The sequence below is a fragment of the Streptomyces sp. YS-3 genome (genome assembly GCF_045257485.1).
Taxonomy (GTDB): Bacteria; Actinomycetota; Actinomycetes; order Streptomycetales; family Streptomycetaceae; genus Streptomyces.
Genome location: NZ_JBJHPC010000258.1, coordinates 1 through 9,909, shown reverse-complemented (window position 1 = coordinate 9,909; position 9,909 = coordinate 1). Strand labels below are relative to the sequence as shown.

9 protein-coding genes are annotated in these 9,909 nt (G+C 68.2%); 3 read left to right on the top strand and 6 right to left on the bottom strand.

All coding sequences use genetic code 11. The annotated features are described in order from the left end of the window. Positions 1–270 precede the first annotated feature (270 nt). The 4 genes from ACJA3G_RS20935 to ACJA3G_RS20920 form a co-directional block, all read right to left on the bottom strand. Positions 271–1,107 carry a DUF4097 family beta strand repeat-containing protein gene (locus ACJA3G_RS20935; RefSeq protein ID WP_406554547.1) on the bottom strand — a complete coding sequence of 279 codons (837 nt, stop codon included), beginning with the start codon at positions 1,105–1,107 and terminating at the stop codon, positions 271–273. Between the two features lie 144 nt (positions 1,108–1,251). Continuing rightward, positions 1,252–1,782: a hypothetical protein gene (locus tag ACJA3G_RS20930; protein WP_406554546.1), complete on the bottom strand. Its 531-nt coding sequence runs from the start codon at positions 1,780–1,782 to the stop codon at positions 1,252–1,254. 385 nt (positions 1,783–2,167) lie between these two features. Further along, entirely contained in the window at positions 2,168–4,123 is a 1,956-nt protein-coding gene (locus tag ACJA3G_RS20925; RefSeq protein WP_406554545.1) for an amino acid transporter, read from the bottom strand. Positions 4,124–4,360: 237 nt separating this feature from the next. Then, entirely contained in the window at positions 4,361–4,786 is a 426-nt protein-coding gene (locus ACJA3G_RS20920) for a hypothetical protein (protein WP_406554544.1), read from the bottom strand. A 722-nt stretch (positions 4,787–5,508) separates the two neighbouring features. Here ACJA3G_RS20920 and ACJA3G_RS20915 point away from each other — a divergent pair. Next, positions 5,509–6,675: an MFS transporter gene (locus tag ACJA3G_RS20915; RefSeq protein WP_406554548.1), complete on the top strand. Its 1,167-nt coding sequence runs from the start codon at positions 5,509–5,511 to the stop codon at positions 6,673–6,675. Positions 6,676–6,997: 322 nt separating this feature from the next. Here ACJA3G_RS20915 and ACJA3G_RS20910 read toward each other — a convergent pair whose 3' ends face one another. Then, on the bottom strand, positions 6,998–7,201 hold the full coding sequence (locus ACJA3G_RS20910) for a hypothetical protein (protein WP_406554543.1): 204 nt from the start codon (positions 7,199–7,201) through the stop codon (positions 6,998–7,000). Positions 7,202–7,409: 208 nt separating this feature from the next. Between ACJA3G_RS20910 and ACJA3G_RS20905 the strand changes: the two genes are divergently transcribed. Beyond that, positions 7,410–7,568, top strand: coding sequence for a hypothetical protein (locus ACJA3G_RS20905; RefSeq protein ID WP_406554542.1), 159 nt, complete (start codon positions 7,410–7,412; stop codon positions 7,566–7,568). Positions 7,569–8,183: 615 nt separating this feature from the next. Further along, complete coding sequence (locus tag ACJA3G_RS20900) at positions 8,184–8,669, top strand: VOC family protein (protein ID WP_406554541.1); 486 nt, start codon at positions 8,184–8,186, stop codon at positions 8,667–8,669. Between the two features lie 330 nt (positions 8,670–8,999). On the opposite strand, the gene ACJA3G_RS20895 is transcribed toward ACJA3G_RS20900, so the two are convergent. Further along, positions 9,000–9,782 carry a phosphotransferase gene (locus tag ACJA3G_RS20895; protein WP_406554540.1) on the bottom strand — a complete coding sequence of 261 codons (783 nt, stop codon included), beginning with the start codon at positions 9,780–9,782 and terminating at the stop codon, positions 9,000–9,002. Between the last annotated feature and the right edge of the window lie 127 nt (positions 9,783–9,909).

Below are 9,909 nucleotides of genomic sequence, written 5' to 3'. Positions count from 1 at the left end.
CTCTCCTTACGTCGAGCGCCGGTATGGCGCCTCGATCGCTGTCGATGTCACCAGAGTGGCACATGAATGGCGCCATGTCGAGCACATGTGGCGCCATTCAATGGGAACCCGTGGCGTCGGCGTGTCTGACCCTGGGGATGCGAGGGCCGGGTTACGCGAAAGCGCCCTCGCTCCAGCCCGGAGGCCGGCAGCAAGGGCGCCTTGGCGGTGGACGGGGCGTGGGGACGCTCCGCCGACGAAGCGGGGTCTCCTGGGGCCCCGGCCGGGGAACTACGCGCGGCGGATCACGATGTCGCCCACGCTGGTGCGGCCGTAGACCTCGACCGTCTCCTCGGACGTGTCCGGGCCGTCCGCTGTTCCCAGCTCGTTGCGTACGCGGCCCGCCTTGGAACGCACATCGAGCCAGGCGGCGGTGCCCTCGGCGATGCCGATTTCCAGGCCCCCGGCAGAGGTCTCCAGCGTGACCCGTCCGCGTACGACCTCGTCGACGCGGATGGCGCCATTCGCCGACTTCGCGGTGACCGAGGACTCGGCGCGCATGACGTTGATCGGTCCGTTGGACGACTTGACGTGCAACTCGCCGCCGATCTCGCCGATCACCGTCGCCCCGTTGATGTTTTTGATGGTCGCCGTGCCATCGATCCGGCTCACTCGCACTCGGCCCGACCCGTAGATCTCCGCCTCGCCCGTGGTGCGGTCGACGCTGATGTCGCCGTGCGTGGTCTTCAGGTGTACGTCGGCAGCTTCTTCGAGCTCGATGTTCCCGGCGGCGACCGTCAGACGGCAGTTCCCGAACCGCCCCTCGACGATGAGATCGCCAAGGCCCGTACTGCCGGTCAGCTCCGAGCCCGCAGGTAGCTCCACGGTCACGTCGACCGCACCGTACTTGCCGAAGGGGGAACGTTTCCTGGGCCCCTTGACCAGCAGCTTTCCGTCCGCGCAGGTGACCACGGTCTCCTCCGCCGCCTGGATGTCCTGCTTGTTACCCGGGTCGCTGGGCGTCACCTCGACCACGGTGTCGATGCGCTTGCCCGCGATGATCCGTGCATGTCCGACCTGGATGTCGATGGTGGCGGAGAGGGGCTGCGGGGTGTCGAAAGTAGGCATGGCTGTGCCGTCCTTTGTGTCAGTGAAGGTGCGTGTTCGGTTGGAATGCGTGGTGCGACGGCGACTTGGGACAACTGGCGGGAGCCGCGGCCGACTGTGGCGAAATCTGCGGCCGGGTGTGGCTGAAGCCGCTCCCGGTTGTGGCTAGCGAACCCAGCCCGTGAAGCCCTGACCGCCCCCGGTGCTCCGCCCGGTCGGGTTTTTCCGGCTGTGGTCCGTCGTGGGTTCGAGGGCGGCGGCGACGGCCCGGACCAGCCAGGCGTTGACCGAAAGGCCCTCGCGGTTCGCGGCCTCCTCGACCCGGACCTTGAGGTGGGCCGGCGGCCGGAAGTTGATGCGTGAGGTGGCGCCATCCTCGATGTCGACGGGGGCTGCCGTCGGAGGCTGCGGCGCCTGCACTGCTGTGCGGGCCTCTTCGAAGGCGTCGGCGGTCGGTGGCGCCGTCACCACGAACTCGGGGTTCAGCCCTCGCAGGCGTACGTCAACCGAGCCGGGCGCCAAATCGCGGGTGACCTCGTCCATCGCGTCGGACAGGGCGTTGAGCAGGGTGAGTCGGGCCGCCGATTCGAGCGGAGTGGTGAGCCGCTGGGCGAGGGCACGGGCTTCTTCGCCACCCGCCTCGGCGGCGACCGCGAGCTCGTGCCGGAGGTTATCCACGTAGGGAGTGAGGTCCATGACGCAATAATGGCACCGCCATGGCGCCATGGCAAGCCACATGGCGCCATGGCGGGCAAGTTTGTCGTTGCTGTGGCGCCAAGGGCCACTCGGCAGGAGGGGGGAGGTGGCGCCGGTTCGTACGGATACTCCTCGGGAGACGCAGCTGCCCGGTGCTTGTCGCCGTCCGTACGAGCGTGCCAAAGCGACTCCGCCCGCCCCTTGCCGCAGCCCTCGGCCACTGTTTCCGTGCTGTTCGCGAAGATCAGTGCAACCCCAGTCAGACGCTGATCACGCAGGTGAACGGCGGGCGCGAGCCCCGCTCTGCGCGGCGGGGCGGCTGGCGCCCCGCCGGGACCCTTGACGCCCGGGCGGGGCGAACCATGACGGGCGGGCCCTCTGACGCTCAGCCCGTGTGGACGCGGGGACGGCGGTCGCGGTCGGGCTCGGCCTCGCGCAGGACCTCTCGGGTGACCGGGGCTACCTCGCCCTGGCCGAAGAGGAAGAAGCGCAGGAAGTTGTGGAAGGGGTTGCCCTCGGTCCACTCGAAGTAGATGTGTGGAATGCAGCCGGTCGTGTCACGTACGTGGAGGAGCAGTGCCGCCAGGGCGTTGGGGATGGATGAGGACTCCAGGGTGAGCACGCGGTAGCGGTTGTGCAGGACCTCGCCGCGTACGGTCAGGCCTGCCTCGAACTCGGACGGGTCGAGGACGGTGACCTCGACGAAGACGAAGTCCTCCTGATCCGGCATGTCGTTGTCCGTCCGGATCTGATCGATCTTGTCGCGGTACTCGGCCTGGTCCCGGCTGTCGGGCTCGTTGGCGATGAAGCGCATCTTCCGGCTGGCCATGTCTCGTACGAATCGTTCCGCCGTGTCGTCGAGCGTCACGCTGGTCACGCGCAGCTCGAAGGCGCGGGCCAGGCGGGAGAGCAGGGAGACGAGGACGATGCCGGCGATGAAGCAGGCGCCGATCTTGACACCGTCGGGGCGCTCGATGACGTTCACGACCGTCACGTACAGAAGGACTGCCGAGACGACCGCGAAGCCGACGGTCCAGCCCCGCTGCGCCGCCTTGCGCGCGGCGATCGTCACGGCGATCGCGGCCGAGGACATCAGGACCAGGACGCCGGTGGCGTAGGCGCCGCCCTGGGCGTCGACATCCGCTTCGAAAATCCAGGTGACCAGGAAGGCGACCAGGGTGAAGACGATGACCATGGGGCGCACAGCACGGGCCCAGTGCGGGGCCATGCCGTAGCGCGGGAGGTAGCGGGGCATCAGGTTGAGCAGTCCGGCCATCGCGGAGGCGCCGGCGAACCACAGGATGGCGATCGTCGAGACGTCGTACACCGTGCCGAAGGCGTTGCCCAGGTACTTGTGGGCCAGGTAGGCGAGAGCGCGACCGTTGGCCTGGCCGCCGGTCTCGAACTCCTTCTTCGGGATCAGCCAGGTGGTGATGAAGCTGGTGGCGATCAGGAAGACGCTCATGATCAGGGCAGCCGTTGTCAGCAGCTTCTTGGTGTCCCGGATGCGGCCCTTCGGCTGCTCCTCGGTGTCGCCAGGATCGCCCTGGACGTGCGGCATGACCGCGACGCCTGTCTCGAAGCCGGAGAGACCGAGTGCGAGCTTCGGGAAGACGAGCAGCGACATACCGATCATCACGAAGATGTTCCCGTGTTCGGCGGTCAGGGCGCTGGTCCAGTCGGTGACGACGTGTCCCTCCGTGACCACGTGCCACAAGCCGACGATCACGACCACGACGTTGAGAGCGAGGTAGGCCGCGACCAGGGCCACCGCGACGCCGATCGCCTCCAGGAATCCCTTGAGGAACACGGCGCCGAGCAGCGCCACGAGGATCAGCGTGATGAGCATCTGCTTGCCGTGCAGAGTGCTTTCCAGGTGTGGGTTCTCGATCAGGTGGGTGGAGGCGTCCGCCGCGGAAAGGGTGATGGTGATCAGGAAGTCGGTGGCGGCGAACCCCAGCAGGGTCAGGACGAAGAGCTTGCCCTTCCAGAAGGACAGCAGCCGCTCCAGCATCGCGATCGAGCCCTCGCCATGAGGGCTCTCCTCTGCCACGCGCCGGTAGACCGGTAGGGCGCCGGCCAGGGTGACGACCACGAGCACGATGGTGGCGACGGGGGAGAGGAGTCCGGCCGCCAGGGCTGCGATACCGGGCTGGTAGCCCAGGGTCGAGAAGTAGTCGACGCCGGTAAGGCACATGACCCGCCACCAGCGCTGGCCCTTGTGCGGGTTCTCCGGCTCGGCGTGCGGCCCGGTGTGGCCCCCGGGTTTGCCCATGTCGGACAGACCCTGCAACATCCACGTCCGTATCCGGCTCGGAGGCGGGTGTTCGGTGGTCGCCATCGGCGTGCTCTCCTGACGTGCGGCTCAGCGTGTGTTTCCAGCCATCACGCGGACGGCGGCACCAGCGTATGCAGAGAGTGACGTGCGGGCGGGTGGATGAGGCGTCCGAGGGCGTCAAGCTTCCGTTAAGAACAGCCACGTGGTGGCGACAGCGCATCGAGACGGGGAGGTCCGCGGCGAATACGTACACGGGCTGAGCCGTTCAGGCGAGCGAGGCGGCGAGTCGGGAGCGGGCACTCAGTGTGATGTTCTGCGATGGCTTGTGAGGTCTTCTGTCCGCCTGCTCGCGGCAGACCGGGCCACGGCCGCCAGGGCGGTGGCCCGGTACACGGGCTGGGCGACGCCTACGGCCACGGATTCCGCCTGTTCCAGGTCACCGCCCCTGGCAGCCCCTCGCGCCAGCGCGGCGAGCGCGGCGTCCCGGTCCTCCGGCCCGGAAAATCCGCGGGCGATCTCGTGTGCACGGGTCCCGTCGCCGGCTTCGGCCAGGCCCTCCACCAGCGAGAGGAGACCCTGCTTCTGCCGGAAGCCGTCGGAGCCGGACCGGGCGATCACCTCGGCCCGGTGGGGTCGCCCCAGCACCGCCCAGGCCGCGGGCAGGCAGCCGGGCGGCGCGGAGTTGCGCTCTGCCAGTTCGTTGCGGTGGACAGAAAGACGCAGCATGTGGGTGAGGTCGGGGCGCCGTCGGCTGAGGAGGAAGTCCTGTGCCGTGCCGATCTCGACGCAGCGGCATCCCCGCCGGAGGCGTCGAGCATCCGGTCGTGACGGGCCGTGTCAGCGGCGCACAAGAGCATCTCGGCTTGCGCCTCGGCCGCTCCGACGGCAAGCCTCGCCGACCGCCGACCGCCGACCGCCGACCGCCGACCGCCGACCGCTGCCCGCAGCATCCGGTGGTAGCCGGTCAGCAGATATTCGGGCGTGTCCTGCGGCCACTCGCGACGACGGTAGGACTCGGCCCAGTCGCACAGGCGCCGGCGCTAGGCGGCGAGGCCGGCTGGGCCGAACGCGGATTTCGCCATGACCTGGAGCTCTTCGTGGGCGAGCACGTAGAGGCTGGCGGCTCTTGGGCGTTGCCACAGTCCGGGGCGGGTGGTGAAGACACGGCCCGTGGCCGCGCGCAGTCGGTCTTCGACATCGAAGGCAGGCAGTCCTCAGGCCGACCTGCCGACACCACGGCTAGGACCAAGGCACTTCACTGCGTTGGCCGTTGTCGGCGGGAATGCGACATCACCCGTGAAGGCAACGGTGCCGTCGCAGATCTGCCAGCCACCTCTCGATGAGACCTGCTGGACTGATCGCGAAACGCGCTGCCTTTCACAGGACGGAACGCCATGACCACCACTGCTTCAGCCAACGGCCAACTCCATTCCTCCCGATCCCCGCTGATGGGGTGGCTGGCCGTGGTCTCGGTGATGCTGGGACTCTTCGCCATCGTCACCACTGAGATCCTGCCGATCGGTCTGCTGACCTCGATCGGATCCAGTTTCACCGTCTCGGACGGGATGGCCGGACTGATGATGACCATGCCCGGCTTCCTGGCGGCGATCGCCGCTCCACTGGTCACCGCGGCCACGGCACGCTTCGATCGCCGACTGATGCTCTGCATCTTCATACTCCTGCTGGCACTGGCGAACTTCCTTGCCGCCGCGGCACCCGACTACTGGCTCGTTCTGACCTCCCGGATCATGGTCGGGATCACGATCGGCGGCTTCTGGTCGATCGGGGTGGGGTTGGCGGAGCGACTCGTGCCGCCGGCTTCGGTCGGCAGGGCAACTGCTGTGATCTTCTCTGCGGTCCCGCTGGGATCCGTCCTCGGCGTGCCGACGGGCACCTTCATCGGAGATCTCGCCGGATGGCGAACGGCCTTCACTGTCATGGGAGCTTTGACAGTTGGCGTACTGGTCATGCTGCTCTTATTCGTACCGCCGCTTCCTCCGGTCCAGGCCACCCGACTGAGCGTCCTCGGCGGCATGCTCCGTAGCGCCGGCACCCGCTTCGCACTCCTGCTGACGTTCCTCGTTGTGCTGGCTCATTTCGGTACCTACACCTACGTGACACCATTCCTGGCGCAGGTCACCCAGGCCAGCGACGGTCTGGTCACTGCATTCCTGCTGCTCTACGGTGCCGCCGGCATTATCGGCAACTTCTTGGGCGGTGCCTGGGTGGCCGAGTATCCGCGGACCACCCTCGGGCTCGCGGCCGGCCTGATCGCCGCGGTGACCCTCCTGCTTCCAGTGTTGGGCCGCTGGGAGACGGGAGCAGTGATACTGCTGCTTGTGTGGGGCATCGCGTATGGCGCCGTACCAGTCGCGTCGCAGACTTGGTTCGCCAAGGCTGCGCCGCACGCCCCCGAAGCGGCATCGGTGCTGTTCACCGCCTCCTTCCAGGCAACAATCTCTATTGGTGCACTCGTAGGGGGAGTCGTCCTGGACCGCACCTCTCCGTCCGCGGTCATGCTGCTGGGCGGTTGCACCGCGGTTCTCATGGTCCTGGCAGTAGGTGCAGGTTCCGTCCAGCGCCTCACCGGTCCGGGCTGCACGGAGCGGTCCTGAACGTACAGAGACTCGCCCACACGTTCTTCTGTCCAGCACTTGCCGTATGGTCACTCGCCCTGGCTGCTGCTTGGTCAGCCACTGACCCTCGGCTCATTGTGTTAGCCGCTTTTAGGCCGGGTCATCACGGGCCAGCCCCGCGTCCTCGTCCAAGCCGTCCACGACGAGCACGAGGCGACGGCCGCGTCGAAGGCGGGCTGCTGCGGCGGCCTCCAGGAGCCGGGTCAGGTGCGCCTCCCGGAGTTTCCTCGGCGGAGGAGGCGCCCCATGCCCCACTCCTGCCCAGGACGGCGAGCTGCTCCGAGACGGCTTCGAGAAATGCCTACCGGTCATTGTGCAGGGCGAACCGGGCCGTCACGAAGAACGAGACGACATCCACGTTCGGCGGCGGGTTCAGCATGGACCACGACATCAGGGAGGACTTGCCCGCCCAAGCGGGGGCCTGCCACCACAGATAGGCGCTTCCGGCCGGACCACCGGCAGCGAAAGCGGCGAGCTCGGCGAGTTCGGCAGTGCGGTCGAGCAACTCGGTAGGGGCGATCTATCGTACGTACTCCGTGTCAAGAGACGCGGGCGGCGGTTCACGGCTGTCCCACTCGAGCCGGGCTTATCCGGCCACCGGCTCCGGTCGGTCGATCTGCCCTTGGCCACCCGCGCCTACGCGCCTGTTCCCCCAGGTGTCACGCGAGGACCGATTCAGCGGCGCCGAACCGCTGACGGACAGGACACCGATCATGAGCCAGTGGATCCCCCTCACCGAGCGCGCGGGTAACCTCGCGGGAGCCGCAGGGGGCGCGTTCACGATCGTCACCGCCATCGTCGAAGGCCACCGCCGGCTCCGCCGGGCGGCAACGTGCCTCAGTCGCGAGGACGATCAGCAGGACAGTGAGTGAATGCGTGCGGTCTTCGGCCTCAAGGTGTGTGGCGTGCGGGGAGGTTGGGAGCGCCGGGCGTCGGCCGACCGTTGCGACGGGTCTGTGCCGGTCGGCGCCCCGGTACGTCCCGTGTACGGGCCCGGCATACGTGGGGTCAGCCGCGGATGCCGAAGTCGACGCGGTCGGCGAGGCCGGCAGCGGCGAAGGTAGTCAGGGCGGGGCGGGCCCCGACACACTGCCGGTACGGATACATCAACGCCGCTCGTCCACACCGAAGGCGGGACTTCGGTGCGGAGGACGCACGAGGCGACCGGGATCCTGGCTTGGCTCGGCCTCATGCCGCAGAGCCGAGCGGCCATGGCGGGAGTGTGTGGCGGGCCCCTGCACTGGGGCGCGAACGATCCGGTTCGGAGCGCGACGCCGACTGCCCGGTCCCTCTCGTCGCCGAAACAGACTGCCTGTCACCAAGATCGCTGGCGGACGCTCTCACCGCGTGCTGCTGGCGGAGATGTGCCCTGCAGACGGGTGCCTTCAGCGGGCACATCGGCGCTTGACCTCGACCGAACTTGAGCTTCTAGGTTCGTTCCAGAGCCGCGGGAACTGCCCAGCGGCGCCCTTTGGAAGAAGTTCGCCATGACCGAGCGCACAGCCCACATCGAGATCCCCGACCGTTACCGCTATGCCGTGATCCCGCACATCATGGTTGACGACGCCGTCTCGGCGATCGATTTCTACCGACGGGCGTTCGGCGCCCGCGAGGACTTCAGGATCGATGCTCCGGGCGGCGGGATTCTGCACGCCGAGATCACCGTCGGGCGGTCGGTGCTGATGCTGGGCGACGCCGGCGAGGATGAGCCGAAACCGGGCTCCTTCGCCGCGCCGGCCTCGCTCGGCGGCAGCACGTCGGTCATGCTGCATGTCTATGTGCCGGACGTCGACGGCCTGGCGGAGCGTGCAGAGGCCGCCGGCGCCGAGATCCTCCAGCCGCCGATGGACACGTTTCACGGTGACCGCACCGTCATCCTCAAGGACCCTTCGGGGCACATGTGGGTCTTTCTCACCCACGTGGAAGACGTCCCGGAGGAGGAGCTTCGGCGCCGCCTGTCCGCCGTCAGGTGACGGTTGCGGCGCGAGCCAACGGCGTGATCAACGCAGAGAAGTGCCCTCGCGTCATCGGATCGTTGCCTGTTCGCCACCCGGCGCCTTTGGCGATCGGCGGGCGGGTGCTTGGTCGTACCGGAGAGAAGTCGTGTCGTCGCTGGAGAAGATTGCGGGTCGTCGTGCCGAGCTGGATGTGCTCGGCAACAGGCGCTGACCAAGCATTTGGCCGGGGCGGGCGCCGAGCGTAGGCAACTCGTTTTTGCGGAGCGGGTGCTGCGCCCTCTGTAGGAGCAGGAAACCGAGGCTACCGTCGGGCAGGACGCCGGGACATCGGTCCGTCCTTGGCGATCATGCCGGGGCCGGATGGTCGAGGAGGGAGGTGCGGTTCGTCCGGAGCCAGGAGCGTTCGGCCTGCATCTCTTCCGCGTCACCGCGGGCGAGGAACGTAGCCCACGGCTCCTGGCCGAGGCTGCCTAGTCGTTGGATGCGGGCTGTCTCGCGGGTTTGGAGGCTGTCCAGGGCGTCGAGGACGGCTGCCGGGTGCGCGCAGTAGGCGGCGCACAGGGCATGGAGGCGGTTTCGCAGCGTGGTGTCCCCGGTGATTGCTTCCCTTTGCTGCTGCGCAATGGGGCGCAGGGGTATCGCGTACCAGGCGAGTTGTGCGAGGTCGTCGAGGGCGTGACCGGGCGCGGCGAAGTCCCAGTCGATGAAGCCGACGAGCCGGTCACCGTTCCAGATGGAGTTCCATGGGCCGAGGTCGCCGTGTCGGATGATCATGCCAGGCCGCCATGGCTCCTCCTGCCCGCGCCAGCGTGCGTCGGCGGGGGGACGGAAGTCGCGGACCGCTGCGTGGTACTCGCGTAGCCAGGATCCTAGTTCCTGGATGCCGGTGGTCGAGCGCAGGGCGGGGGGCCAGGGGCTGAACGCCGGTTCGCCGTGCAGCAGTGAGACGACCTCATCGACGCCGTCGGTGCCGAGGGCGCGCGGGGCCCGGCTGAAGCCCGCCGCCTCCAGGTGGTCCAACAGGGCGTGCACTGCCGGCGTCCACTCGCCGGCGGGCCGGCGGATCGTCTCGCCGACGCGCCGCACGGTCGTCACACTGCCCTGGTCCGTGGCACCGTCTTCGATCATCGTGCCAGCTTAGACCTGTGTCCTACATGGCCAGTTCGAGTAACCGACATGTAGCAATGCTGGCTCCGACGTCCTGATCACACCAGTCACGCGAAGACGTGACAGTCAGGGGGGCACGGGGGAGTAC